Source organism: Pseudomonas sp. LLC-1 (genome assembly GCF_002992185.1).
GTDB classification, from domain to species: domain Bacteria; phylum Pseudomonadota; class Gammaproteobacteria; order Pseudomonadales; family Pseudomonadaceae; genus Aquipseudomonas; species Aquipseudomonas monteilii.
This window is the reverse complement of sequence record NZ_LUVY01000011.1, coordinates 278,965-303,772: the sequence shown is the minus strand read 5'-3', so window position 1 is coordinate 303,772 and position 24,808 is coordinate 278,965. Positions and strand designations below refer to the sequence as shown.

The window sequence follows — 24,808 nt, the reverse complement described above, 5'->3', positions numbered from 1 at the left end:
ATGCCGGAATTGCCAGAAGTAGAAACCACCCGGCGCGGTATTGCGCCGCACCTGGAAGGCCAACGCGTCAGCCGTGTGGTGGTGCGCGACCGGCGTCTGCGCTGGCCCGTTCCGGAAGACCTGGATGTACGCCTGTCGGGGCAGCGCATTGTCAGCGTTGAGCGCCGTGCCAAGTACCTGTTGATCAACGCCGAAGTCGGCACGTTGATAAGCCACCTTGGCATGTCGGGCAACCTGCGGCTGGTCGAGCTGGGCTTGCCGGCGGCCAAGCATGAACATGTCGATATCGAGCTGGAGTCGGGGCTGATGCTGCGCTACACCGACCCGCGCCGCTTTGGGGCCATGCTGTGGAGCCTGGACCCGCTGAACCACGAACTGCTGCTACGCCTTGGGCCAGAGCCGTTGACCGACCTGTTCGATGGCGAACGCCTGTTCCAGTTGTCGCGCGGGCGGTCGATGGCGGTCAAGCCCTTCATCATGGACAACGCAGTGGTGGTGGGGGTGGGCAACATCTACGCCACCGAGGCACTGTTTGCCGCAGGGATTGATCCACGCCGCGAGGCGGGCGGGATTTCCCGGGCGCGCTACCTGAAGCTGGCGATCGAGATCAAGCGGGTGCTGGCGGCGGCAATCGAGCAAGGGGGCACCACCCTGCGCGACTTTATCGGGGGCGATGGGCAGCCGGGGTACTTCCAGCAGGAATTGTTCGTCTATGGTCGCGGCGGGCAGCCGTGCAAGGTGTGTGGCACGGAGTTGCGCGAGGTGAAGCTGGGGCAGCGGGCGAGCGTGTACTGCCCGCGTTGCCAGCGCTGAGGCAAGGGCGAGGCCCTTGCCTGGTGATGGTCAGTCCTTGCCGGTAATGCGGCGGTACTTGGCCATCAGCTGTTCTTCGGTTTCCGGGTGGGCTTCATCCAGCGGGATGCAGTCGACCGGGCAGACCTGCTGGCACTGCGGCTCGTCGTAGTGGCCCACGCACTGGGTGCACAGGTTAGGGTCGATCACGTAGATCTCTTCGCCTTGGGAGATGGCCTCGTTCGGGCACTCGGGTTCGCAGACGTCGCAGTTGATGCAATCGTCGGTGATGATCAGGGACATGGGGACTCCGGCCGGGGCTCACCGCCCGGGCATGTTCAACGCAATGGGCACAATTGTGCCGCATTCGCGCCCGCAGTGCACGCGGGCGCGACAATCAGGCGATCAGGCTTACTTCTTGAAGCGTTCGGTCAGCGCCTCGGCCACCACCGGATGGACGAATTTGCTGATATCCCCACCCAGTGCGGCAATTTCCCGGACCAACGTCGAGGAAATGAACGAATAACGTTCCGAAGGCGTGAGGAACAGGCTCTCGACATCGGGGGCCAGTTGCCGGTTCATGTTGGCCAGCTGGAACTCGTACTCGAAGTCGGACACGGCACGCAGGCCACGCAGGAAGACGTTGGCGCCCTGTTCCTTGGCGAAATGCGCCAACAGGGAAGAGAAGCCGATGACTTCGACATTGGGCAGGTGCTTGGTGACCTCACGGGCGAGCTCCACCCGTTGTTCCAGCGGGAACAGGGGGTTTTTCTTCGGGCTGGCCGCCACTGCGATGATCACATGGTCGAACAGCCGCGAAGCGCGCTCGACCAGGTCGCCATGGCCTTTGGTAATGGGGTCGAAAGTACCCGGGTACAACACTCGGTTCATCGCGTCATCCTGGCTGGAGTGCGTTGGGGAGTCGGATGGTAGCGCAGCGACGGCGCCCCGGCCAAGTCATGCGGCCGGCTGATGGCACTATAGACAGGGGGCGTATTCGTTGTCATGCGTTGCGTGCCAGGCGGGCGACCAGTGCTTCGGTGAGCCTGGCGCTGATGGCATACACCGAGAGTTGCGGGTTGGCGCCGATGCTGGTGGGGAACAGCGAACCGTCGTGGACGGACAGGTTTTCCAGCTGGTGGTGACGGCCCAGGCTGTCACACACCGCTTGGCGCGGGTCTTCGCCCAGCGCACAGCCCCCCATCACATGGGCACTGCCCAGGCGTGTGCGGAAGGGTTCCAGGCGCAACGTGTCGATCATGGCCAAGGCCTGTTCCAGGCTGGACGTGGCGCTGGCATCGCTGTGCACGGGGGTGACCTGGGTAGCGCCGGCGGCAAACTGGATCTGCGCCATGCTGCGATAGGCGCGGCGCAAGCCGTCGCGCAGGTAGTCGGTGACCGGGTAATCGAGCACCGGTGAGACATCGCCACGCAGCTCCACGGCACCGCCCTGGCTCTCGGGGTGGAAGCCATCGCGCAGCAGCGCCAACATCACATGGGTGTGCGGCAACTCGGCCATACGCTGGGCGTTTTCCTGTCCGTGCCCACCCAGCAGGGTGCTGGCCAGGGCCGGGTGCAACGGCGGCACTTCCAGTTTGTAGCCGACCGGGCCATCCGTGCCGCCTTGCCACTGGAAGTGGTCGCTGTAGATGGACTGCGGGGCGCCATAGTAGGGGTCGATCCGGTCCTTGAAGCGCGCAGCGCTGAAGTTCACCAGGTGCAGGAAGGTGCGCTTGCCCAGGCGACCATGGGGGTCCGGTGCGTCGGAACGCAGCAGCAGGGCCGGGCTGTTGATGCCGCCGCCAGCGAGCAGGTAATGGCGCGCGCGGACGCTGACCTGCCTGCCGGTGGGGTGTATGCCTCGGGCATCCAGGGCCTGGCATGTGAGGCTCTGGATGCGCTCGCCGTTGTGGGTGAAGCGCTCGGCCCGGGCCAGGTACAGCAGTTCGCCGCCATGGTCGAGGGTGGCGGGAATACGGGTTACCAACATCGATTGCTTGGCATTCACCGGGCAGCCCATGCCGCAGTAGCCCAGGTTCCAGCAGCCGCGCACGTTGCGCGGGATCACCGCCCAGCGGTAACCCAGTTGTTCGCAGCCCCGGCGCAGTACGTCGTTGTTGGCATTGGGTGGCATGGCCCATGGCGTAATGCCCAGTTCCTGCTCCATGCGTTCGAACCAGGGGCGCAGGTCATCTTCGCCCAGGCCCGTCACGCCGTGGGCCGAGGCCCAGTGGGCCAACGTCTGCGGCGGGGTACGAAAGCTCGACGTCCAGTTCACCAGCGTGGTGCCGCCAACGGCGCGGCCTTGCAGGATGGTGATGGCGCCATCCTTGCTCATGCGCCCCAGGCCCTCCTGATACAGGCTGGCATAAGCCTCGCTCTCCAGCAGGTGGAAGTCGCTGCTGGTCTTGAGCGGGCCTTCTTCGATCAGCAGCACCTTGAAACCGGCGGCGCTGAGCATTTGTGCGCTGGTGGCACCGCCGGCACCGCTGCCAATCACGGCAATATCGGCCTCCAGCAAAAGGTCGTGCTCCAGGCGTGACGCGTCATGGGTGATCCAGCCGCGTTCGAGGCCTTGGCGAAACGGGTCGGCTACAGGCATTGGCGATGCTCTTGTTGTTTTCAGATTTTCGGTGGGCCCGGGTAACCGCAGGCGGCCCAGGACTCGGGGCGTTCGTACCAGGCCATTTGCAGCAGCTGCAGCAATGAAGCGTGGCCCATGCGCAGCAGGTTCAGTGAGTTGTCCTGCCAACGTTGCAGGAAGGCTGTGACTTGGGTGGGGCTGGCCTGTTCCCAGGCGCCCCAGACGCCGGTCAACGGGCCACGGGTAAGCGGCAGGCTGAGCACGTCGAACAGTTGCCGGGTGAGCTTGAGCATTTCCGGCGACAAGGCCGCCAGCTTGTGGTCGAGGCTGTGCAGCACCGATTTATCGGTGGCCAGCGTGCCGGCCAGCACCACCGGGATCAGCGCACGCAGCAGTGGCAGGTCGTCGTCGCGCAGTAGTTGGTAACCCTGTGCGCTGGTTTGCGCGGCGCAGCCGACCAGGCCGGCTGCACTCAGAAAGATGCTGGCACCAAGGCTGAAACGCAGCAGGTCACGACGGTGCATAGGCTGCCCCTCAGCGGATGAACAGCTTGTAGACCAGGCGCTGCAAGGCTTTGCCATAAGGCGGGTAGATCAGCCGCGCGGCGTTGAAACGTTGCTTGGCCAGCACGGCCTTGGCCTTGCTGAAGGTCAGGAAACCGTCGTGGCCATGGTAGTGGCTCATGCCCGAGGGGCCGATGCCGCCGAAGGGCAGGTCGTCCTGGGCCACATGCAGCAGGGTGTCGTTCAGGCACACGCCGCCGGAGTGGGTGTGGCGCAGCACGCGTTCCTGCCCGGCCCGGTCATACCCGAAGTAGTAAAGCGCCAGCGGGCGCGGGCGTTGGTTGATGTAGGCCAGCGCCTGGTCGAGGCTGTCGTAGGGCACCAGCGGCAGCAGCGGGCCGAAGATTTCGTCCTGCATCACCTGCATGTCGTCACTCACCTCCAGCAGCAGGTGTGGTGGCAGGCGTCGGCCTTGGCGGGGCTCGCCAGGGTACAGGTCGAGCACTTGCGCACCTTTTGCGCGGGCATCCTCCAGCAGGTGCTGCAAGCGCTGCAGCTGGCGCGGGTTGATGATGGCGGTGTAGTCAGGGTTGTCGGCGACGCGCGGGTACAGGCGCTGAACGGCGCGCTGGTAGGCGTCGCTGAAGGCCGCCAGCCGATCACGTGGCACCAGCACATAGTCGGGGGCGACGCAGGTCTGGCCGGCGTTGAGGGTTTTGCCGAAGGCGATGCGCTCGGCGGCGGTGTCCAGGGGCACGTCGTCCGACACGATGGCGGGCGACTTGCCGCCCAGTTCCAGGGTGACCGGCGTCAGGTTCTGCGCCGCAGCCAGCATCACCTGGCGGCCCACGCTGGTGGCGCCGGTGAACAGCAGGTGGTCGAAGGGCAGGCGGGCGAAGGCCTGGCCCACCTCAACCTCGCCGAGTACCACTCTGACCAGGTCGGAGGGGAATACCCGTTCCAGTAGTTGCTTCAAAGCCTGGCCACTGGCGGGTGTGGCTTCGCTGAGTTTGAGCATGACCCGGTTACCGGCAGCCAGCGCGCACGTCAGCGGGCCGATGGCGAGGAATAGCGGGTAGTTCCACGGCACGATGATGCCGACCACCCCCAGCGGTTGGTATCGCACCTGCGCGCTGGCTGGCTGGAAGGCCAGACCAACGCGTCGCCGGCTGGCGCGCATCCAGCGTTGCAGGTGTTTTTCGGCGTGGCGCAGGCCCTGTATCGAGGGCAGCAACTCGGCCAGCAAGGTTTCGTCGGCGCTGCGTCCGGTAAAGTCCTCGCTGATGGCCTCGATCAGCTCATCCTGGCTGGCCAACAGGGCTTCACGCAGGCTTTTCAGCCATTGCCGGCGCTGGGCGGCCGGTGGCAGGGGGTTACCTGCAAAGGCCTGGCGCTGGGCTGCGAAAAACGCTGCAAGGTCGAGGTCGGATTGCACAGGGGGCAAGGCACTGGGCGAGTTCATGGCGGTGTCGAGTCCGGGCAGGGAATCTCTAGAGCCTATACTCTAATTTGCACGATGGTGCGAATTTTTCCACACGTTCGAACGGTGCATTCCACCTGCAATACGCCGTAAGATGGCCCTTTGAAGTAGGCCCGCAGACTGGGAGCTGAGCATGGCCCCGCGCATGAAGACCCGAGAGCGCATCGTGCAGAACAGCCTGGAGCTGTTCAACCAGCAGGGCGAACGCAGCGTCAGTACCAACCACATTGCCGCGCACATGGAAATCTCGCCCGGCAACCTGTATTACCACTTCCCCAACAAGCAGGCGATCATCGCCCTGTTGTTCAGCCAGTATGAAGAGTTGGTGGACAGCTTCCTGCGCCCGCCACAAGGCCGCGCGGCCACCGTGGAGGACAAGCGCTTCTACCTCAAGGCCTTGCTGGCCGCCATGTGGAACTACCGCTTCCTGCACCGCGACCTGGAGCACCTGCTGGACAGCGATGCCGAACTGGCCGCCCGTTACCGGCGTTTTTCCGAGCGTTGCCTGCGCCAGGGCCAGGCGATCTACCGAGGCTTTGTCGAGGCGGGCATTCTGGCCATGGCGCCGGCACAGATCGAGTCGCTGACCATCAATGCCTGGATCGTGCTGACATCGTGGGTGCGTTTTCTCAGCACCACGCGTGAACATTCCGCGCATTTGGGTGAAGAAGCTTTCAAACGCGGCGTCTATCAGGTGCTGGTGCTGGAGCTCGGCTACGTGACCGACAACGCCCGCGCTGCCGTGGACGCCCTGTGCCAGGAATTCCATGTACCGTTCAACCAGGCCCTGGAGCTCTAGCCCAGGGCCCAAGTGCCATCGATCAGGAGATTGTCATGCCCCTTGCGCAATTGATCACCCCGCAGCAGTTGGCCGAGCGCCTGGACGCGCCCAAGCTGGTGATTCTCGACTGCCGCTTTGCCCTTGAGGATGTGGACTATGGCCAGCGCAGCTATGCCCAAGGGCATATCGCCGGGGCGCATTTTGCCGACCTTGACCGCGACCTCAGTGGGCCGGTGAGCAAGGGGCGCACCGGGCGCCACCCATTGCCCGATGCGCAGCGGCTGGTCGCGCGCCTGCGTGAGTGGGGCCTGGACAACGACAGTGAGGTGGTGCTGTACGACGACGGCCCCGGTGCCTTTGCCGCCCGTGCCTGGTGGCTGTTGGTCTGGCTGGGCAAGCGCAGCGGTGTGGCGATTCTCGACGGTGGCCTGAAGGCCTGGCATGCCGCGCACCTGCCGCTGAGCCTGGACCCGCCGCCCAAACGCGGGGGCAACTTCAAGGGTGAGCCGGACGCCAGGCTGCTGATCGATGCCGACCACCTGGGCAAGCGCCTGGGTAGCAGTGACCTGACCTTGATCGATGCGCGTGCCTTGCCGCGTTTTCGCGGTGAAGTGGAGCCGATCGATCCGGTGGCGGGGCATATTCCCGGGGCCCAGTGCGCAGCGTTTACCGACAACCTGGGGGCTGATGGGTGCTTTTTGCCGACGGACCAGCTCAAGCAGCGCTTTGCCGAAAAGCTGGCCGGGCGCGCGCCGGAGCAGCTCGTGTCTTATTGTGGGTCTGGGGTGACGGCTTGCCACAACCTGTTTGCGCTGGCGCTGGCGGGGTACCCGTTGGGCAAGCTGTATGCCGGGTCCTGGAGCGAGTGGATCAATGATCCGGAGCATGGCGTAGCCACAGGCGAGTAATCGGTAAACGCCCTATTGGCCGTCCACCAGCCACTGCGGAATCCGCCGCTCCAGGTAGTACCCCGGATTTCGCAGGCTGCCATCGACAAAGCCCACATGACCACCGCGGCTGTGCAGTTCGAAGCAGGTGTGTGGCGCCAGCTCACGGGCCGTTGGCAGGCTATGGCCGGACACGAACGGGTCATCGCTGGAATGGATGATCAGCGTTGGCGTGCGGTTCTGGCCGAGGAAGAAGTGGCTCGATGAGCGGCGATAGTAGTCGTGCGCATCGCGAAAGCCGTTAAGCGGTGCGGTGACTTTGCCGTCGAAGTCCCAGAAGGTGCGCAAGTTGGTCAGTTGCCCCAGGCGCTCCAGCGCCGCCAGCCGATCATGCTGACCCTGCGCGTGGAAGTGCCGCTGTTTGAGCTGCACATACGCCAGCATTTCGCGCATGAAGTGCGCCTGATACACCTTGGAGAACCCCTGGCCGATACGGTCGGCACAGTGATCCAGACGAAAGGGCACCGACACTGCAACCGCTGCTTCCAGTTGGCTGGCAACCCCGCTTTCGCCCAGGTATTTCAACAGTACATTGCCACCCAGCGAGTAGCCCACTGCATACAGTGGCGCCAAGGGGCGTTGGGCGCGCAGGTGGCTGACAATTTCTGCCAGGTCTTCACTGGCGCCGGAGTGGTAGCTGCGTGGTAGCAGGTTGGGTTCGCCCGAGCAACCGCGCCAGTTCGCTGCCACGCTGGCCCAACCGCGCCCTTGCAGCGCTTGCTGCAAGCCTTTCACATAGGGTGAATGCGACGAGCCGGTCAGCCCATGCAGCACCAGCACCAATGGTGCATGGGGTTCATGGGGGCCATGCCAGTCGAGGTCGATGAAGTCGCCGTCGGCCAGCCACAGCCGCTCGCGGTTGCGCTGCAGTTCAGGCAGCTTGCGCCACAGGGGCCCCCACAGGGTTTGCAGGTGGGGGTTGGAAAGGCCGGTGGCCGGGCGAAATATGGCGCTTTGGCTGGGCATACTGGGCGACTCGTGATGTGCCTGCCTAGAGTGCCATGAAAAAGCGCCACAGTACCTGCGCTATTGGTCGGTTGTGGCCCTTTGCCAGAGCGCGTAGTGCACCTGACCGGTTTTCTTTTCGCGATGCAGGCGCCAGTTGCCCGGCAGTTGCAAGGTTGAAGGCGCGGCTTCGCTTTCGGTGTAGACCCACGCCTGTTCGCGCAGCCACTGGTTCTGCTCCAGCAGGTTGCAGGTGTTGGCCAGCAGGTCCTGGTGGAACGGCGGGTCGAGGAACACCACATCGAACTGCTGCTTGGCCGGGCCTTGCAGGTAGCGCAGGGCATCGGTTTGCAGGATCTGCCCACGCGGGCAGCGCAGGATTTCGAGGTTGTTCTTCAGGTTGGCGATGGCCGCCGGGTTGCTGTCCAGCGCCACGGCGTCTTCGGCTCCGCGCGACAGGGCTTCGAGCACCAGGGCGCCGCTACCGGTGAAGGCGTCCAGCACGCGGGCGCCCTCGATGTAAGGTGCCAGCCAGTTGAACACGGTTTCGCGCACGCGGTCGGGCGTTGGCCGCAGGCCTTCGCCTTCCGGTACCGCCAGGCGGCGGCTGCGCCACTCGCCGGCGATGATGCGCAGGTGGCCCTGGCCCTTGCTTTGGCCCGATTGGGGGCGGGCGGGAGGGGTGGATCTTGGCATTAGTGCTCCGGTACTCCGAGCGGCTGCTCGGAGGGCTTGTCAGTGGGGGCTGGCAGCGGTTTTTGTGGCACTTTCGGGCCAACGGTGACGATCACCAGTTTATCGGCTGACAGGTGTTTGTTCATGGCCGCCTTGACCTGTTCGACGGTGAGGGCCTGGGACTGCTGCATGAAGTCCTCCAGCCAGGTCAGCGGCAGGTTGTAGAAGCCGATTGCACCCAGTTGCCCGACGATGCTGGCGTTGCTGGCATTGGACAGCGGGAAGCTGCCGGCCAGTTCACGCTTGGCATCGTCCAGCTCTTGCTGGGTAGGGCCCTGTTTGAGGTAGTCGGCAAGAATGTCCTGCACCAGCTTCAGCGTGCCTTCGCTCAGCTCGGCGCGGGTTTGCAGGTTGATCATGAAGGGGCCGCGCACCTGCATCGGGCTGAACACCGAGTACACGCCGTAGGTCAGGCCGCGCTTTTCACGTACTTCGCTCATCAGGCGGGTGCCGAACGCACCGCCGCCGAGGATCTGGTTGCCCAGCGACAGGGCTGGCCAGTCCGGGTCCTGGCGGTCGATACCCAGTTCGGCCAGCATCAGGTGGGTTTGCTTGGACGGGAAGTCGATGTGAGTCAGGCCAGCCTTGGCGTCAGTGGGCTGGGCTGGCGCGGCCAGTGCCGGGCCCTTCGGCAGGCCGGCAGATACCTGGGCCGCAATGGCTTCGGCTTCGGCGCGGCTCAGGTCGCCGACCAGCGCGATGACCGCGTTGCCGCCGGTATAGGCTTTGGTATGGAAGGCGCGCAGCTGTGCCAGGGTGATGCCGTCGATGCTTTCGGCGGTACCGTCGCTGGGGTGGGCATAAGGGTGATCGCCGTAAAGCTTGCCGAACAGCGCCTTGCCCGCGATCTTGCCGGGGTTCTGCTTCTCGTATTCGAAGCCGGCCAGCATCTGGTTCTTGATGCGCTTGAGGGCGTCTTCGGGGAAGGTCGGCTTGCCGGCCACCTCGGTAAACAGTTTGAGGGCCGGTTCGCGCTTGTCCTTGGCGCTGAGGCTGCGCAGCGAGGCCACCGCCATGTCGCGGTAGGAGCCGTTGCCAAAGTCCGCCCCCAGGCCCTCGAAACCTTCGGCGATGGCGGTCACGTCCTTGCCGGCCACGCCCTCGTTGAGCATGGCGTTGGTCAGCGCGGCCACACCTGGCGTAACGCCGTCCTGGCTGCTGCCGGCGGCGAAGGTGACGCGCAGGTCGAACATGGGCAGTTCGCGGGCTTCTACGAACAGCACACGGGCGCCTTCGGCGGTGTTCCAGTGCTGAATGTTCAACTGGCGCCGGCTGGGTGCCTTGCCATCCAGTTCGGCCAAGGATTGCAAGGTGTTGGCTGGGCGAGCGGCGCTGCTGTCGGCCTTGGCGGCGTTGTCGGCCATGGCCGGGGCGGCCAGCACGGTCGCCAGCGCCAGGGCGCGGATACCCGTGGCCAGCAGGGTTGGGCGTGGTGCGCGGCGATCACTCATGAGCGGACTCCTCGGGCAGTACATGGGCAACGCTCAGGCGTTCGCGGGTGAAATAGGTGCGCGCGGCGTTCTGGATGTCCTGCGGGGTGACACGCTTGAGCTCGTCCAGCTCGCTGTCGATCAGCTTCCAGGACAGGCCGACGGTTTCCAGCTGGCCGATGGTGGTGGCCTGGCTGCTGATGGAGTCGCGGTCGTAGACCAGGCCTGCGATGACCTGAGCGCGTACGCGTTCGAGCTCTTCGGCGCTGGGCGGGGTGGTCTTGAGTTCTTCAAGCAACTGCCAGATGCCTTTTTCGACATCGGCGAGGGTTTTCTGCTTCTGCACGTTCGGCGTAGCCGAAATCAGGAACAGGCTGTCGCCGCGGGTGAAGGCGTTGTAGCTGGAAGAAGCGCCGGCCACCAGCTCCTGACCACGCTCCAGGCGTGCCGGCATGCGGGCGCTGTAGCCGCCGTCGAGCAGGGCCGAGATCAGGCGCAGGGCGTGCACGGTGCGTGGGTCCTTGGCGGTGGGCAGGCCGGGCACGTTGAAGCCGTAGATCAGGCTGGGCAGTTGGGTGCGTACATGCAGGGTCAACTGGCGCTGGCCAGGTTCGGCCAGTTCCAGGGGCAGTTTGGCCGGTGGCACGGCGCGCTTCGGAATGCTGCCGAAATACTTCTGCGCCAGGCCCTTGACCTCGTCGGCGGTCACATCGCCGACCACCACCAGCGTCGCGTTGTTGGGCGCGTACCAGGACTCGTACCAGTGGCGCAGCTCCTCGACCTTCATACGTTCAAGGTCGGCCATCCAGCCGATGGTCGGGGTGTGGTAGCCGCTGGCCGGGTAGGCCATGGCGCGGAACAGCTCAAACGCCTTTTGATTGGGCTGGTCGTCCGTACGCAGGCGGCGCTCTTCCTTGATGACCTCGATTTCGCGGCTGAACTCGTCGGCGGGCAGGCGCAAACTGGCCAGGCGGTCAGCCTCCAGCTCCAGGGCTACCGGCAGGCGGTCGCGGGCCAGCACCTGGTAGTAAGCGGTGTAGTCGTCGCTGGTGAAGGCGTTTTCGTCGGCGCCCAGGTCACGCAGGATGCGCGAAGCTTCGCCGGGGCCGACCTTGGCGCTGCCCTTGAACATCATGTGTTCCAGCGCGTGGGACAAGCCGGTCTGGCCCGGGGTCTCGTAGCTGGAGCCCACCTTGTACCAGATCTGCGAGACCACCACCGGGGCGCGGTGGTCTTCGCGCACGACCACTTTCAGGCCATTGTCGAGAATGAATTCGTGGGTGGGTTGCACATCGGCGGCGAGGGCCGCGAGCGGCAGGCAGAGCGTGCCGAACAACAGGCCAGCGGCGCGGCGGGCTAGAGCATTCATACGGTGTTTAACCTGTTCGGCGGCCCGCTGGGTTTAGCGTCGACGGGCCAGGAGGTGCTAGGATACTGATCCGGTTGCCTGGCGACCATGCCTGTCGCCGTTCTGGCCCACAGGACACTAAGACAAAACGTTGCGCATGAACCAGCAGGCTTCAAGATAGTCTGTTCTGCGTAGAGAGAATTCCCGATGTGCCATTGCTGGCTCATCGCTACCCTGAGATAGCCGTCCTCCATGTTTGGTTCCAACGACGACAAAAAAGCGCCGGCCGAGGCTGGCGAAAAGAAAGGCCTGTTCAGCTGGTTTCGAAAGAAGCCGCAGCAACCTGTCGCCGAACAGCCACAAGCCCCCGAACCCCAGGCTGCAGAACCCGTAGCGCCGCAGCCCGCCGTCGAGCGCCCTGAAGCCGCTCCGGTCGAGCCGGTGGTTGCAGCAGCCCCCGCAGCTGTAGCTGAGGCCCCTCGGGCTGCCGAGCCAGCCTTGGCCTCTGAGCCTGCAACGGCGCCAGTGGCGACTCCGGTATTCGAGCCGGCACCTGCCCCTGTGGTTACCCAGGCCCCTGAGCCAACCCCGGCCCCTGTGGTTACCCAGGCCCCTGAGCCAACCCCGGCCCCTGTGGGAGCGGGCGTGCCCGCGAATGCAGAGCCTGCCGCCCCGCAGGTCGAAACCCCTGCACCTGTAGCAGCCCCAGTCATTCATGCCGTCGAGCCCCCTGTCAGCAACCTGGTCCTGCCCGTTGCCGAAGAGCCCGTTGCTCTGGTTCCCGATCTGGAGCCAAAGGCCCCGCCAGCAATCCCCGAGCGCCCGGTAGCAGCGCCTGTCGAGCCAGAGCCGGCCCCTGTCGCTGCCCCAGCCGTTGTCGAACAAGCCAAACCCGGCTTCTTCGCCCGCCTGAAGCAGGGCCTGTCGAAGACCAGCGCCAGCATCGGCGAGGGCATGGCCAGCCTGTTCCTGGGCAAGAAAGTCATCGACGACGACCTGCTCGACGAGATCGAGACCCGTTTGCTGACGGCTGACGTCGGCGTGGAAGCCACCTCGGCCATCGTCCAGAACCTGACCCAGAAGGTCGCGCGCAAGCAGTTGGCCGACGCCGATGCCCTGTACAAGTCGCTGCAGGAAGAGCTGGCCGCACTGCTGCGCCCGGTCGAGCAGCCGCTTAAAGTACAGGCGCAAAACAAGCCTTACGTCATCCTCGTGGTTGGCGTGAACGGCGCCGGCAAGACCACCACCATCGGCAAGCTGGCCAAGAAGCTGCAGATGGAAGGCAAAAAAGTGATGCTGGCCGCTGGCGATACTTTCCGTGCCGCAGCGGTCGAGCAGTTGCAAGTGTGGGGCGAGCGTAACCAGATTCCGGTAATCGCCCAGCATACCGGTGCCGACTCCGCGTCGGTGATCTTCGACGCCGTTCAAGCCGCCAAGGCCCGTGGCGCCGACGTGCTGATCGCTGACACCGCCGGCCGCCTGCACACCAAAGACAACTTGATGGAAGAGCTGAAGAAGGTCCGCCGGGTTATCGGCAAGCTCGACGCCGATGCGCCGCACGAGGTGCTGCTGGTGCTCGACGCCGGTACTGGCCAGAACGCCATCAGCCAGGCCAAGTACTTCAACCAGAGCGTCGAACTGACTGGCCTGGCCCTGACCAAGCTGGACGGCACTGCCAAGGGCGGGGTGATCTTTGCCCTGGCCAAGCAGTTCAACATTCCGATCCGCTTCATCGGTGTGGGTGAAGGCATCGACGACCTGCGTACCTTCGAAGCCGAGCCGTTCGTCAAGGCTCTGTTCGCCGAGCGAGACTGACCATGATCCGATTCGAACAGGTTGCCAAGCGCTATCCCAATGGTCATGTGGGTTTGCATGAGCTGAGTTTCCGGGCGCGCCGGGGCGAGTTCCTGTTCGTCACCGGGCACTCGGGCGCTGGCAAGAGCACCTTGCTGCGCCTGTTGCTGGCCATGGAGCGCCCGACCAGCGGCAAGCTCATGCTGGCCGGGCAGGACCTGGGCCAGATCAGCAATGCGCAGATCCCGTTCCTGCGCCGGCAGATCGGCGTGGTATTTCAGAACCACCAGCTGTTGTTCGACCGCACGGTGTTCAACAACATCGCCTTGCCCCTGCAGATTCTCGGCCTGTCCAAGGCCGAGATCGCCAAGCGCGTGGATTCGGCCCTGGAGCGTGTATCGCTGTCCGACAAGGGCGAACTGTTCCCGGCCGACCTGTCCACCGGGCAGCAGCAGCGGGTAGGCATTGCCCGCGCCATCGTCCACCAGCCGGCCCTGCTGCTGGCCGACGAACCCACCGGTAACCTCGACCCGCGCCTGGCCGCAGAGATCATGGGCGTGTTCGAGGACATCAACCGCCTGGGTACCACGGTATTGATCGCCAGCCACGACCTGGCACTGATTGCGCGCATGCGCCACCGCATGCTGACCTTGCAGCGCGGCCGCTTGATCGGCGATGGGGAGGCCGGGCAATGAGCACTACACGTACGCCGAAGGTTTCCGAGCGGGTTGCACCAAAGCCCGCTGACCCGCAACCGGCGAAGAAAAAGCGCGGCGAAGACGATGATGGCCCGGATTTCCGCACGCTGCTGCATGCCTGGCTGGAAAGCCACCGTGCCAGCATGGCCGACAGCCTGCGCCGCTTGGGCAAGCAGCCGATCGGCAGCTTTTTCACCTGTCTGGTGATGGCGGTGGCGCTGAGCATGCCCATGGGCCTGTCGTTGTTGCTGAAGAACATCGAGCAGCTTGGCGGCTCGTGGCAGCGCGCCGCGCAAATTTCGCTGTTCCTCAAGCTGGATGCCGGCAGCCGTGATGGTGAGGCGCTGCGGGATGAGATCAAGGGCATGCCCGGTGTGGCGGACGCGCAATATGTCAGCCGTGAGCAGGCGCTGGAGGAATTTCAGCAGCAGTCCGGCCTGGGCGAGGCCCTGCGTGAACTGCCCGACAACCCATTGCCTGGCGTGGTGGTCGTGACCCCGACCGAGGTCGACAAACCGGCCCTGGAAGCTTTGCGTCAGCGTCTGTCGGAGCTGCCACGGGTTGAAGTGGCGCAACTGGACCTGGTGTGGGTCGAGCGCCTGGCAGCCATCCTCAAGCTGGGTGACCGCTTCGTCTTCGGCCTGGCCGTGATGCTGATTTCTGCCCTGCTGTTAGTAATCGGTAACACAATTCGTCTACACATTGAAAACCGCCGGATCGAGATCGAAGTGATCAAGCTGGTCGGCGGCACCGACGCCTACGTACGCCGGCCTTTCCTGTATATGGGAGCCCTGTATGGCCTGGGTGCGGGCCTGTTGGCGTGGGGCATCCTGGCGTTTGGCCTGAACTGGCTGAACGAGGCGGTTGTAGGGCTTTCCGGGCTGTATGGCAGTGATTTCGCCCTGGGGGGTGTGCCGGCGTCCGATGGTCTGTCGCTCTTGATCGGAGCAGTGTTGTTGGGGTATATCGGTGCATGGATCGCAGTCGCTCGTCACCTGAACGAGCTGGCACCGCGATAGTTTTTACATGCCAGCATTGACATTTTCTTCACTATGGAACTTGTACCGTCGTTCCAGGTCAATGTTGGCAGCGCCCACAAGGCGCGAGTTTAGTAAGTCGGAGGTTCTTGAATGACCACATCGTTGCAACCTGCCTATGCCCTGGTGCCCGGTGCAAACCTGGAAGCCTATGTGCACACGGTCAACAGCATCCCGCTGCTGACGGTCGAGCAGGAGCGTGATCTGGGCGAGCGTCTCTATTATGAGCAGGATGTCGAGGCCGCTCGTCAAATGGTGATGGCCCACCTGCGTTTCGTCGTACACATCGCCCGTAGCTATGCGGGTTACGGGCTGGCCCAGGCCGACCTGATCCAGGAAGGCAACGTCGGCCTGATGAAAGCCGTCAAGCGCTTTAACCCGGAAATGGGCGTGCGCCTGGTGTCGTTCGCCGTGCACTGGATCAAGGCAGAAATCCACGAATTCATCCTGCGCAACTGGCGTATCGTCAAGGTGGCGACCACCAAGGCCCAGCGTAAACTGTTCTTCAACCTGCGTAGCCAGAAGAAGCGTCTGGCCTGGCTGAACAACGACGAAGTGCATCGCGTGGCAGAAAGCCTTGGCGTAGAGCCGCGTGAAGTGCGTGAGATGGAAAGCCGCCTGAGTGGCCAGGACATGGCGTTCGACCCGGCAGCCGAGGCGGATGACGACAGCGCCTTCCAGTCGCCAGCGCACTACCTGGAAGACCACCGGTACGACCCGGCGGTGCAACTGGAGGATGCCGACTGGAGCGACAACTCCACCAGCAACCTGCACGAAGCGCTGCAAGGGCTGGATGAACGTAGCCGCGATATTCTCTACCAGCGCTGGTTGGCGGAAGAGAAGGCCACGCTGCATGAACTGGCAGACAAGTACAGCGTGTCGGCTGAGCGGATTCGCCAGCTGGAGAAGAATGCGATGAACAAGGTCAAGGCGTTGATCGCAGTCTGATCAAGCCTGGCTGCAAACAAAGCCGCTGGCCTGGATAGGGTGAGCGGCTTTTTTTGCCTGTGAAATATTGGGGCTGCGCAGCAGCCCCAAAAGACTCAAAGCTTGCGTGAAGTATCGAGTTGCATCAGGTAGCCAGGTCCACCCAACTGGCTCATCTGCCGGCGAATCCACCCGGCCCGGCTTGCCACATAGGCACTTGGCCGGCTGGCACTCCACTTGATCGGGCTCGGCAGCACCGCCGCCAGTTGCGCCGCTTGCTGGCGGCTGAGCCTGCTGGCATCCACGCCAAAGTGATAGCGCGCCGCCGCTTGGGCGCCGAACACGCCCTTGCCCCATTCGGCACTGTTCAGATAAACCTCAAGAATGCGTTCCTTCGACCAGAACAGCTCGATCAAGGCCGTGAACCACGCCTCCAGCCCTTTGCGGAACCAGCTGCGCCCGGACCACAAAAACAGGTTCTTGGCCACTTGCTGGGTCAGGGTGCTGGCACCGCGAACACTGCCGCCGCGCTCGTTATAAGCCAGCGCCGCCTGGATGGCCGGGATGTCGAACCCCCAATGGCTGGCGAACTTCTGGTCCTCGCCCGCAATGACCGCAACCTTCAGTTCATCGGAGATGTTCTCCCACGGCTCCCAGTCGCGTTGCAGGTCGATCGGCTCGCCGCTGACCCACGATTGCACCTTGCGCTCGATCATCAGTGCCGTACCGGGCGGTGGCACCCAGCGGAACACCAGCACCAGCACGATGCTGCCGGCTGCGAACCAGAGCAGGGCACGGGAAAGGCGGCGCAGAAGAGTTGGAAGCATGGCGATGGCTTGGCCGTACGGGTGGAAGGGGCCATTATACAGACCCGATCCAAGGAGTCGTCCCATGCTTCGCAGCTTCCTGATGCTTGCCGCCTTTTTCGGCTTTACCGGGGTCGCCCTGGGTGCCTTCGCCGCACACGGCCTGAAAAACCGTCTGACGGCTGACTACCTGGCCATTTTCCACACCGGCGTGACCTACCAGCTGGTGCATGCCCTGGCGATCTTCGGCGTTGCCGTGCTCTCGGCACACCTGCCCGGGCGCCTGGTGGGCTGGGCTGGCGGCCTGTTTGCCCTGGGGATCGTGCTGTTCTCCGGCAGCCTGTACCTGCTGACTCTCAGCGGCCTGGGCAAGCTGGGCATCATCACCCCGATTGGCGGCCTGTGCTTCCTGGCCGGCTGGTTGTGCCTGGGCCTGGCAGCCTGGCGGCTGGGCTGACCGAGTGGTCCACAATCGCGACTAATGGCGCGCACCGCCCTTGGGTTGCAGGGCGGTTCGGCGCTAGAATGCGGGCCCCAAAGAACAATGGTGGCCGTGCGCATGCGCATTCAATTGAACGGTGAACCTTACGAACTGCCTGCTGGCGAGAGCGTTGCAGCCCTGCTGACGCGCCTGGAGCTTGCCGGGCGCCGTGTCGCAGTGGAACTGAACCTGGACATCGTGCCGCGCAGCCAGCACGACAGCACGCTGCTGAACGACGGCGACCAGGTCGAAGTGGTCCACGCCATTGGTGGCGGCTGACAGCAGCCCTGCGGTTCACAAGCTAGCCCTGCAACCTTTCCCGAGGAACAACGATGAGCAACGTTCGTAGCGACAAGCCCTTCACCCTGGCCGGGCGCACTTTCCAGTCGCGCCTGCTGGTGGGCACCGGCAAGTACCGTGACATGGAAGAAACCCGCCTGGCCACAGAGGCATCGGGCTCCGAAATCGTCACCGTCGCCGTGCGCCGCACCAACCTTGGCCAGAATGCGGGCGAGCCGAACCTGCTCGACGTACTGTCGCCCGACAAGTACACCATCCTGCCAAACACTGCCGGCTGCTTTGACGCGGTGGAAGCGGTACGCACTTGCCGTCTGGCCCGCGAGCTGCTCGATGGCCGCAAATCGCACGAATCCCGCACGCTGGTAAAGCTGGAAGTGCTGGCCGACCAGAAAACCCTGTTCCCCAACGTGATTGAAACCCTCAAGGCCGCCGAAGTGCTGGTCAAGGAAGGTTTCGACGTGATGGTGTACACCAGCGATGACCCGATCATTGCTCGCCAACTGGCCGAAGCCGGCTGCATCGCGGTGATGCCACTGGCTGGCCTGATTGGTACCGGCCTGGGTATCTGCAACCCCTACAACCTGCAGATCATCCTGGAAGAATCCAAAGTCCCGGTGCTGGTCGATGCCGGCGTGGGCACCGCATCCGATGCCACCATCGCCATGGAAATGGGTTGCGAGGCCGTGCTGATGAACTCGGCCATTGCCCACGCCCAGCAGCCGGTGATGATGGCTGAAGCCATGAAGCACGCCATCGTCGCCGGTCGCCTGGCCTACCTGGCCGGCCGCATGCCGAAGAAACTCTATGCCAGCGCCTCTTCGCCGCTGGATGGTCTGATCAAGTAAGAGCCCCTGATGACTGAATCGCACGATACGCCGATCACCCCCGACGGCGACGCCCGCCCACACCGCCGCATCAAGAGCTTCGTGATGCGCGCCGGGCGCATGACCGAAGGCCAGCAACGCGGCCTGGACCAGGGTGGCCCGCTGTACATCCTGCCGCTGGCCGACAGCCCGGTGGACTACGACCAGGTGTTTGGCCGCTCGGCGCCGCGCACCCTGGAGATCGGCTTCGGCATGGGCCATTCCCTGCTGGAAATGGCTGCTGCCGCGCCTGAGCAGGACTTTATCGGCGTGGAAGTGCACCGCCCGGGTGTGGGCGCGCTGCTCAACGGCGTGCTGACCCAGGGCCTGAAGAACCTGCGGGTATACGACTGCGATGCCATTGAAGTGCTGAACCGCTGCGTGGCGGACAACAGCCTCGACCGCTTGATGCTGTTCTTCCCCGACCCATGGCACAAGGCGCGTCATCACAAGCGTCGTATCGTGCAGCTGGAGTTTGCCGAGCTGGTACGTCGCAAGCTCAAGCCTGGTGGTGTGTTCCACATGGCCACCGACTGGGAGCCGTATGCCGAGTACATGCTGGAAGTGATGAGCGCTGCCCCGGGCTATCGCAACCGTGCAGCCGACGGCACCTACGTGCCACGCCCGGAAGAGCGCCCGATCACCAAGTTCGAACGCCGCGGCGAACGACTGGGGCATGGGGTCTGGGATTTGAAGTTCGAGAAGGTGGATTGATCGGCTGAACTAGCCATTCGATGCGCTGGAGCTTGCAGAAATGCAGGCGAAAAAAAACCGCTCTGAGAAGAGCGGTTTTTTTGTGTGAGCGACAGGACTGAGTATCCTTCGCTCTTGGGTATCACCGAAAACACCCCCACGGTCAAAAGATCATAGGCAGGCTGAGATTGCTCGTCAATAATGAGAAACATCCAGCATTAAGTGTGTCGAAGCGTCTAACAGCTTTGGCAGTGCACACCAAGTATCATCAAGCTGCTCCTGTGGGGATGAGTTCGGTGATGGGCCGGGTAGGAGAAGAATTCTGCTTTCTGGCCCCTTCGACACGGCCTGAGAACCGTGCCGGTAACTGAAATCGAAGGGCCATCAACCTGGCCACTTCACCGAAAACACTCCCCCGGTTTTCGAAGGCATCGAAGTGCCGGTTAGATGCTGGAAGATTGGCCCGCCAACACGGAGGCCAAGGCATATGAAGCGTTTGCTTGATGCGCTGAGCCGCGCCTGGAAGCTTGTCCGGATCTTGATTGTGTTCAAGACTGTTCGGGACTTCATGCGCGACCACTTTGATGATGCCCGTTAAAGGCTAGTCAGGTGGTAGGGCTGCCCTGGTATCCCGGGGCAGCTTTTAGCAATGCTTACCCGCGGCGATCCGCCACCACACCAATCAACACCAGCACCACCACCAGCACCGGCGCCAGCGCGTAGTTGTTGAACTGGCTCAACCCCTTCACCACCCACGGCGTGGCGTAGATCAGCGCCGCACCGCTGCCGATCATCACCATCAGCGCCATGAACGGCACGCGCAGGGCGCCTGCCAAGCCACCTAGCCGCTGCTCGGCCCAGGCTTTGACATCGCTACCAAACAGCACCAGCAGGCAGCCTACCAAGGCCAGTGAAATCTCCGACAGGTTACCGCGGCTCCAGCGGGAAACCGTCGCGAGCAGATCAAGTACCAGATCCATGGGTCATCCTTAGGTCAAGAAATACTGCAGCAGGTCATTGAGGAACAACTGGCCCCTCGGCGTGGCCATCAGTCGATCCGGTTCGACCTGCAAAAGGCCCTTTTGTTCGGCGGCGCGGCGTGCCTCGCGCAGTTGCTCCAGTGGCAAACCGGTGCGCTGGGTGAACAGCTCGGCTTCCACTCCGTCGGTCAGGCGCAGGGCGTTCATCAGGAACTCGAATGGCAGCTCGTCCACCGGCAGCAGTTTCTCGCCGGCCTTGAATGGCTTGGCCAGGTTCAGGTAATCCTTGGGCAGGCGGGTCTTCCAGGTACGCAGGATGCGTCCGTCGGCGAAAGTCAGCTTGCCGTGGGCACCAGCGCCGATGCCGATGAAGTCCCCGAAGCGCCAGTAGTTCAGGTTGTGCCGGGCAGCGCGGCCCGCCTGGGCGTAGGCCGATACCTCGTACTGGCGGAAGCCATGCTCGGCCATCAGTGCCTGGCCGGCTTCCTGAATATCCCAAAGGATGTCGTCCTCGGGCAGCTCAGGCGGCTGGTTCCAGAACACCGTGTTTGGCTCCACGGTCAGCTGGTACCACGACAGGTGCGTCGGCCCCAGGTCGATGGCCTGGCGCAGGTCGCCCAGCGCATCCTCCAGCGACTGGTCGGGCAGGCCGTGCATCAGGTCCATGTTGAAGTTGTCGAAGCCGGCCGCACGCGCCATGCCGGCAGCACGGACCGCTTCATCGCCATTGTGGATGCGCCCCAGCGCCTCCAGCTTGGCGGGCTGGAAACTTTGCACGCCGATGGACAGGCGGTTGATGCCGGTTTGCCGGTAGGCCTTGAACTTGTCCTGCTCGAAGGTGCCCGGGTTGGCTTCCAGGGTGATTTCGATGTCGGGTGCGAACGGGATGCGTTGTTCCACGCCTCGCAGCAACCGGCCCAGGGCGTTGGCACTGAACAGGCTGGGCGTACCGCCACCGAAGAAGATCGAACTGATCGGGCGGCACTGTACGGCAGCCAGCTCCTGATCGAGGTCGTCCAGTAGTGCTGTGACGTAGGCGTCTTCCGGCAGTTCAGGCCCGGCAGCGTGGGAGTTGAAGTCGCAGTAAGGGCACTTGCGTACGCACCACGGAATGTGGATGTACAGCGCCAGCGGCGGCAGGCTGGTGAAACCCGCCGCGCCGGGGGTGGACAGCGTTGCGATCATGCCAGGCCCAGACGTTGGCGCAGCAGGGCCATGGCGCGGGCGCGGTGGCTGAGCTGGTTTTTGTCCACAGGGGCCAGGTCGGCGCTGGAGCAGTTGCGCTCCGGCACCCAGAACAGCGGGTCATAGCCAAAGCCATGCTCGCCGCTGGCCTCGAACAGGATGCTGCCGTGCCACAGGCCTTCGCACAGGATCGGCAGCGGGTCGTCGGCGTGGCGCACCAGCGCCAGTACGCAGACAAACTGCGCACCGCGCTCGGCTTCGGGCACGTCCTTCAAGGCTTCGAGCAGCTTGGCATTGTTGGCCGCGTCACCCTTGCCGTCGGCGTAGCGCGCCGAGTAGATACCCGGCGCACCACCAAGGAAGTCCACCGCCAGGCCGGAATCGTCAGCCAAGGCCGGCAGGCCGGAGATACGTGCGGCGTTACGCGCCTTGAGAATGGCATTTTCAACGAACGACAGGCCGGTTTCTTCTGGCTCTACCTGGCTGAATTCGCCAATCGAACGCAGTTGCACGGACTGGCCGAGCATGGCCTGCAGTTCCTTGAGTTTGCCGGCGTTGTGGCTGGCCAATACGAGTTGCTGGAAATTCATCATTCGCCTGGGAACACTTCCTGGTTGAAGCTAAGGGAATTGCTGATACCGCCGGTTTCGATATTCAGGTCGAAGGTAACGGTTTCTGGCTGTTCGATCTTGAACTGGGCGATGTAGTACACCGCGCCCTGTTCGGTAATCTGTTTGAACGACAGTGGGCTGCTACGCCCGGTCAGGTCCTTGACCGTGCCGCTGACCACCGCTGTGGCAGGTTTGTTGGCCTTGAGTACGGCAATGTTGAGCACGCCCTGGTTCTTGCTGCGCACCAGGCCGGTGGCTGCGGCCACCTCGGGCGTGAGCATGCTCGACGTGAACGCGCTGTAGTGCACCGTCACGTCGCCAAACACTTCCTTGCGCTCGGGCCGGGCGGCATCGGCAGCCAGTACCGGCAAGGCCAGGCACAGGCTGATCAGGAACAGGGCTAGGCGACGCATGGGGCGATTCCTCCGGTGGGCGTCAGACCGCGAGCTGGTGCTCTTGCAGGCCCGGGCTGCTGACGCGATAGATGCCGATCTCACCTAGAAGATTAGGCCAAAGCCGGCCACCCCACCCGTTGCGGTGCAAGTGATCGACGGCCAGGCGGTCGAGCACCTTGGCCCTGCGCTCGTGCACCAGCTCTTCGAAGTCGGCGAAGGTGCAGAAGTGGATGTTCGGCGTGTTGTACCAGGTATACGGCATGAAGTCCGATACCGGCATGCGTCCCTTGGTGGCCAGGTACCAGCGGCAGCGCCAATGGCCGAAGTTCGGGAAGGTGATGATGCACTGGCGGCCCACGCGCAGCATCTCGTCGAGGATGCGGTCGGGGTACTCCACGGCCTGCAGGGCCTGGGTCATGATCACTACGTCGAAACTGTTGCTGGCGAAGTTGCCCAGGCCTTTGTCCAGGTCCTGCTCGATGACGTTGACGCCCTTGGCCACGCATGCGGCGATGTTGTCGGCGTCGATCTCCAGGCCATAGCCGGTGACCTGCTTGCGGTCACGCAGCGAGGCCAGCAGTTCGCCGCTGCCGCAGCCCAGGTCGAGTACCCGGCTGCCGGCGGGGATCCAGTCGTGGATGATTTCCAGATCGGCTCTCATGCTGTCCTCAGATGGCAATGCGGTTCATGTAGTTCGAGAAACCCTGCATGTAGCGAGGTGTGGGGATCAGGAAGGCATCGTGCCCGTAAGGCGAGTCGATCTCCAGGTAACACACGTTCTTGCGGGCCGCCATCAGGGCGTCGACGATTTCGCGCGAACGGGCCGGCGAGAAGCGCCAGTCGGTTGTGAACGACATGATGCAGTAGTCCGCCTTGACGTGGGCCAGCGTGGCAGCCAGGTCACCGCCCTGGGCGGCGGCCGGGTCGAAATAGTCCAGCGCCTTGGTCATCAGCAGGTAGGTATTGGCGTCGAAACGGCCAGAAAACTCCTCGCCCTGGTAGCGCAGGTAGCTTTCGACCTGGAACTCGACACTGTGGAAGTCGTAGTTGAGCTTGTCGCTCTTGAGCTCACGGCCGAATTTTTCACCCATCGAGTCGTCCGACAGGTAGGTGATGTGGCCGACCATGCGCGCCAGCATCAGGCCGCGCTTGGGGATCACGCCCTGGTCCTGGAACGAACCGCCGTGGAACTCTGGGTCGGTAAGGATGGCCTGGCGTGCCACTTCGTTGAAGGCAATGTTCTGCGCTGACAGCTTGGGCGCCGAGGCGATGTCGACACAATGGCGCACACGCTCGGGGTAGGTCATGGTCCATTGCAGTGCCTGCATGCCACCCAGGCTGCCGCCGACGATGGCCGCCCATTGCGCAATGCCCAGGCGGTCTGCCAGGCGTGCCTGGCTGTGTACCCAGTCTTCGACAGTCAGCACCGGGAAATCGGCGCCGTAGGGCTTGCCGGTGGCCGGGTTGATGCTGCTGGGGCCGGTGCTGCCGTTGCAGCCGCCGAGGTTGTTCAGGCTGACCACGAAGAAGCGGTTGGTGTCGATGGGCTTGCCAGGGCCAATGCAGCTGTCCCACCAACCCGGCTTGCGGTCGGTGTCGGCATGGTAGCCAGCGGCATGGTGGTGGCCGGAAAGGGCATGGCAGATCAGCACGGCGTTGCTCGCGCTGGCGTTCAGGGTGCCATAGGTCTCGTAGACCAGCTCGTAACTGGCCAGGGAACGGCCACAGGCCAGGGCCAGCGGTTCATCGAACCGGGCGGTTTGCGGTACTACCAGACCGACGGAATCTTCGGGAAAGACAGTGGACATCGACCCTGCTCACGCTTGACGGAGGCGTAAGTCTAAAGAGCGCTACCCCCAGCGGCAAGCAAAGGCTTGCCGCTGGGGGTAACCAGGGTCAGATCATGCGCCACAGTTCCTGTGGCATGCCGGCGTAGGCGGCCAGCGGGGGCATGACGAACGACTGGATCACCTGGATCGCCAGGAAGGCGAAGATCGGCGAAATGTCCATGCCGCCCAGGTTAGGCACGAGGCGGCGGAACGGTGCCAGCACCGGCTCGCTGATCTGGTAGGCCAGCTCGGCCGCCGGGTTATGGCTGTTGGGCGCGACCCACGAAACGATCACCATCACGATCATCGCCACCCAGAAAATCTTCAGGAACAGCGAGGTGATGCCGATGATCGCCCACATCAGCAAGTGCAGGATGTCGCCGAACGTGCCGTAGGTGACCATCAGCACGAAGCCCATCAGCAGGGCCTGGATAACGATTGCCAGCAGCAGCGACGAGGTGTCGAGCCCGCCGACACTGGGGATGACCCGGCGGATCGGCTTGAGCAGCGGCTGGGTGGCGCGCACCGCGAACTGGCAAAGCGGGTTGTAGAAGTTGGCCTTGACCAGCTGCAGCACGAAGCGCAGCAGGACGATCACCAGGTACAGGCTGACCAAGGTTTGCACCACGAAGATCGCGGCACCGGACAGTGCATTCATCTAAAG

Annotated in this window: 28 protein-coding genes; 11 read left to right on the top strand and 17 right to left on the bottom strand. The window is 63.7% G+C overall.

Features of this window, described 5'->3' with window-relative positions:
- On the top strand, positions 1-813 hold the full coding sequence (gene mutM / locus A0O30_RS10845) for a bifunctional DNA-formamidopyrimidine glycosylase/DNA-(apurinic or apyrimidinic site) lyase (RefSeq protein ID WP_016712536.1): 813 nt from the start codon (positions 1-3) through the stop codon (positions 811-813).
- 30 nt (positions 814-843) lie between these two features.
- Here mutM and A0O30_RS10840 read toward each other — a convergent pair whose 3' ends face one another.
- The 5 genes from A0O30_RS10840 to A0O30_RS10820 form a co-directional block, all read right to left on the bottom strand.
- Complete coding sequence (locus tag A0O30_RS10840; protein WP_016489663.1) at positions 844-1,095, bottom strand: YfhL family 4Fe-4S dicluster ferredoxin; 252 nt, start codon at positions 1,093-1,095, stop codon at positions 844-846.
- Positions 1,096-1,203: 108 nt separating this feature from the next.
- On the bottom strand, positions 1,204-1,683 hold the full coding sequence (coaD, locus tag A0O30_RS10835; RefSeq protein ID WP_014861498.1) for a pantetheine-phosphate adenylyltransferase: 480 nt from the start codon (positions 1,681-1,683) through the stop codon (positions 1,204-1,206).
- Positions 1,684-1,795: 112 nt separating this feature from the next.
- Entirely contained in the window at positions 1,796-3,394 is a 1,599-nt protein-coding gene (locus A0O30_RS10830; protein WP_105946464.1) for a GMC family oxidoreductase, read from the bottom strand.
- 20 nt (positions 3,395-3,414) lie between these two features.
- Positions 3,415-3,900, bottom strand: coding sequence for a twin-arginine translocation pathway signal protein (locus A0O30_RS10825; protein WP_105946463.1), 486 nt, complete (start codon positions 3,898-3,900; stop codon positions 3,415-3,417).
- A gap of 10 nt (positions 3,901-3,910) precedes the next feature.
- Positions 3,911-5,341, bottom strand: a complete 1,431-nt coding sequence (locus A0O30_RS10820; protein WP_105946462.1) for a coniferyl aldehyde dehydrogenase — start codon at positions 5,339-5,341, stop codon at positions 3,911-3,913.
- A gap of 151 nt (positions 5,342-5,492) precedes the next feature.
- Here A0O30_RS10820 and A0O30_RS10815 point away from each other — a divergent pair, with 151 nt between their 5' ends.
- Positions 5,493-6,158: a TetR/AcrR family transcriptional regulator gene (locus tag A0O30_RS10815; protein WP_019097917.1), complete on the top strand. Its 666-nt coding sequence runs from the start codon at positions 5,493-5,495 to the stop codon at positions 6,156-6,158.
- Positions 6,159-6,193: 35 nt separating this feature from the next.
- Positions 6,194-7,048 (top strand): sulfurtransferase, encoded by an 855-nt coding sequence (locus tag A0O30_RS10810; RefSeq protein WP_105946461.1) that lies wholly within the window; start codon positions 6,194-6,196, stop codon positions 7,046-7,048.
- A gap of 12 nt (positions 7,049-7,060) precedes the next feature.
- Here the strand turns inward: A0O30_RS10810 and A0O30_RS10805 are convergent, their stop codons facing one another.
- Genes A0O30_RS10805 through A0O30_RS10790 form a run of 4 tightly spaced genes read right to left on the bottom strand, consistent with a single transcriptional unit; the run spans position 7,061 to position 11,566 of the window.
- Positions 7,061-8,053: a hydrolase gene (locus tag A0O30_RS10805; protein WP_105946460.1), complete on the bottom strand. Its 993-nt coding sequence runs from the start codon at positions 8,051-8,053 to the stop codon at positions 7,061-7,063.
- Positions 8,054-8,113: 60 nt separating this feature from the next.
- Complete coding sequence (gene rsmD / locus A0O30_RS10800; protein ID WP_060498072.1) at positions 8,114-8,728, bottom strand: 16S rRNA (guanine(966)-N(2))-methyltransferase RsmD; 615 nt, start codon at positions 8,726-8,728, stop codon at positions 8,114-8,116.
- The gene (locus A0O30_RS10795; protein ID WP_105946459.1) at positions 8,728-10,218 is read right to left on the bottom strand and encodes a pitrilysin family protein; all 1,491 of its coding nucleotides are present in this window, start codon (positions 10,216-10,218) and stop codon (positions 8,728-8,730) included. The genes rsmD and A0O30_RS10795 overlap by 1 nt, the downstream gene beginning before the upstream one ends.
- Positions 10,211-11,566, bottom strand: a complete 1,356-nt coding sequence (locus A0O30_RS10790) for a pitrilysin family protein (RefSeq protein ID WP_105946458.1) — start codon at positions 11,564-11,566, stop codon at positions 10,211-10,213. Before A0O30_RS10790 ends, A0O30_RS10795 begins: the two co-directional genes overlap by 8 nt.
- 231 nt (positions 11,567-11,797) lie before the next feature.
- On the opposite strand from A0O30_RS10790, the gene ftsY reads away from it, so the two are divergent.
- The 4 genes from ftsY (at position 11,798) to rpoH (ending at position 16,022) form a co-directional block, all read left to right on the top strand.
- A complete protein-coding gene (gene ftsY / locus A0O30_RS10780) occupies positions 11,798-13,360 on the top strand; it encodes a signal recognition particle-docking protein FtsY (RefSeq protein ID WP_105946457.1) in 1,563 nt (520 codons plus the stop codon).
- A 2-nt stretch (positions 13,361-13,362) separates the two neighbouring features.
- Entirely contained in the window at positions 13,363-14,034 is a 672-nt protein-coding gene (gene ftsE / locus A0O30_RS10775) for a cell division ATP-binding protein FtsE (protein ID WP_012274659.1), read from the top strand.
- A complete protein-coding gene (gene ftsX / locus A0O30_RS10770) occupies positions 14,031-15,056 on the top strand; it encodes a permease-like cell division protein FtsX (RefSeq protein WP_016712522.1) in 1,026 nt (341 codons plus the stop codon). Before ftsE ends, ftsX begins: the two co-directional genes overlap by 4 nt.
- A gap of 111 nt (positions 15,057-15,167) precedes the next feature.
- Complete coding sequence (gene rpoH / locus A0O30_RS10765; protein WP_015272155.1) at positions 15,168-16,022, top strand: RNA polymerase sigma factor RpoH; 855 nt, start codon at positions 15,168-15,170, stop codon at positions 16,020-16,022.
- A gap of 95 nt (positions 16,023-16,117) precedes the next feature.
- Here the strand turns inward: rpoH and mtgA are convergent, their stop codons facing one another.
- Positions 16,118-16,828: a monofunctional biosynthetic peptidoglycan transglycosylase gene (gene mtgA / locus A0O30_RS10760; RefSeq protein ID WP_105946456.1), complete on the bottom strand. Its 711-nt coding sequence runs from the start codon at positions 16,826-16,828 to the stop codon at positions 16,118-16,120.
- Between the two features lie 64 nt (positions 16,829-16,892).
- Here mtgA and A0O30_RS10755 point away from each other — a divergent pair, with 64 nt between their 5' ends.
- The 4 genes from A0O30_RS10755 (at position 16,893) to trmB (ending at position 19,165) form a co-directional block, all read left to right on the top strand.
- The gene (locus A0O30_RS10755) at positions 16,893-17,264 is read left to right on the top strand and encodes a DUF423 domain-containing protein (RefSeq protein ID WP_060498067.1); all 372 of its coding nucleotides are present in this window, start codon (positions 16,893-16,895) and stop codon (positions 17,262-17,264) included.
- 102 nt (positions 17,265-17,366) lie between these two features.
- Positions 17,367-17,567, top strand: a complete 201-nt coding sequence (gene thiS, locus A0O30_RS10750) for a sulfur carrier protein ThiS (protein ID WP_012274654.1) — start codon at positions 17,367-17,369, stop codon at positions 17,565-17,567.
- A 53-nt stretch (positions 17,568-17,620) separates the two neighbouring features.
- A complete protein-coding gene (locus A0O30_RS10745) occupies positions 17,621-18,433 on the top strand; it encodes a thiazole synthase (RefSeq protein WP_105946455.1) in 813 nt (270 codons plus the stop codon).
- Positions 18,434-18,442: 9 nt separating this feature from the next.
- Positions 18,443-19,165 (top strand): tRNA (guanosine(46)-N7)-methyltransferase TrmB, encoded by a 723-nt coding sequence (gene trmB / locus A0O30_RS10740; protein WP_019097204.1) that lies wholly within the window; start codon positions 18,443-18,445, stop codon positions 19,163-19,165.
- Between the two features lie 632 nt (positions 19,166-19,797).
- Here the strand turns inward: trmB and A0O30_RS10735 are convergent.
- The 7 genes from A0O30_RS10735 to A0O30_RS10705 form a co-directional block, all read right to left on the bottom strand.
- Entirely contained in the window at positions 19,798-20,124 is a 327-nt protein-coding gene (locus tag A0O30_RS10735) for a DUF3392 domain-containing protein (protein ID WP_105946454.1), read from the bottom strand.
- A 9-nt stretch (positions 20,125-20,133) separates the two neighbouring features.
- Complete coding sequence (gene hemW, locus A0O30_RS10730) at positions 20,134-21,309, bottom strand: radical SAM family heme chaperone HemW (protein ID WP_105946453.1); 1,176 nt, start codon at positions 21,307-21,309, stop codon at positions 20,134-20,136.
- Positions 21,306-21,902 (bottom strand): RdgB/HAM1 family non-canonical purine NTP pyrophosphatase, encoded by a 597-nt coding sequence (gene rdgB, locus A0O30_RS10725; RefSeq protein ID WP_019097207.1) that lies wholly within the window; start codon positions 21,900-21,902, stop codon positions 21,306-21,308. The genes hemW and rdgB overlap by 4 nt, the downstream gene beginning before the upstream one ends.
- Entirely contained in the window at positions 21,899-22,333 is a 435-nt protein-coding gene (locus tag A0O30_RS10720; RefSeq protein WP_028698439.1) for a DUF4426 domain-containing protein, read from the bottom strand. The genes rdgB and A0O30_RS10720 overlap by 4 nt, the downstream gene beginning before the upstream one ends.
- A gap of 22 nt (positions 22,334-22,355) precedes the next feature.
- The gene (metW, locus tag A0O30_RS10715) at positions 22,356-22,976 is read right to left on the bottom strand and encodes a methionine biosynthesis protein MetW (protein ID WP_003249106.1); all 621 of its coding nucleotides are present in this window, start codon (positions 22,974-22,976) and stop codon (positions 22,356-22,358) included.
- 7 nt (positions 22,977-22,983) lie between these two features.
- Positions 22,984-24,123 carry a homoserine O-acetyltransferase gene (locus tag A0O30_RS10710; protein WP_028698440.1) on the bottom strand — a complete coding sequence of 380 codons (1,140 nt, stop codon included), beginning with the start codon at positions 24,121-24,123 and terminating at the stop codon, positions 22,984-22,986.
- Positions 24,124-24,211: 88 nt separating this feature from the next.
- Positions 24,212-24,802, bottom strand: a complete 591-nt coding sequence (locus A0O30_RS10705; protein ID WP_012274648.1) for a YggT family protein — start codon at positions 24,800-24,802, stop codon at positions 24,212-24,214.
- Positions 24,803-24,808 lie beyond the last annotated feature (6 nt).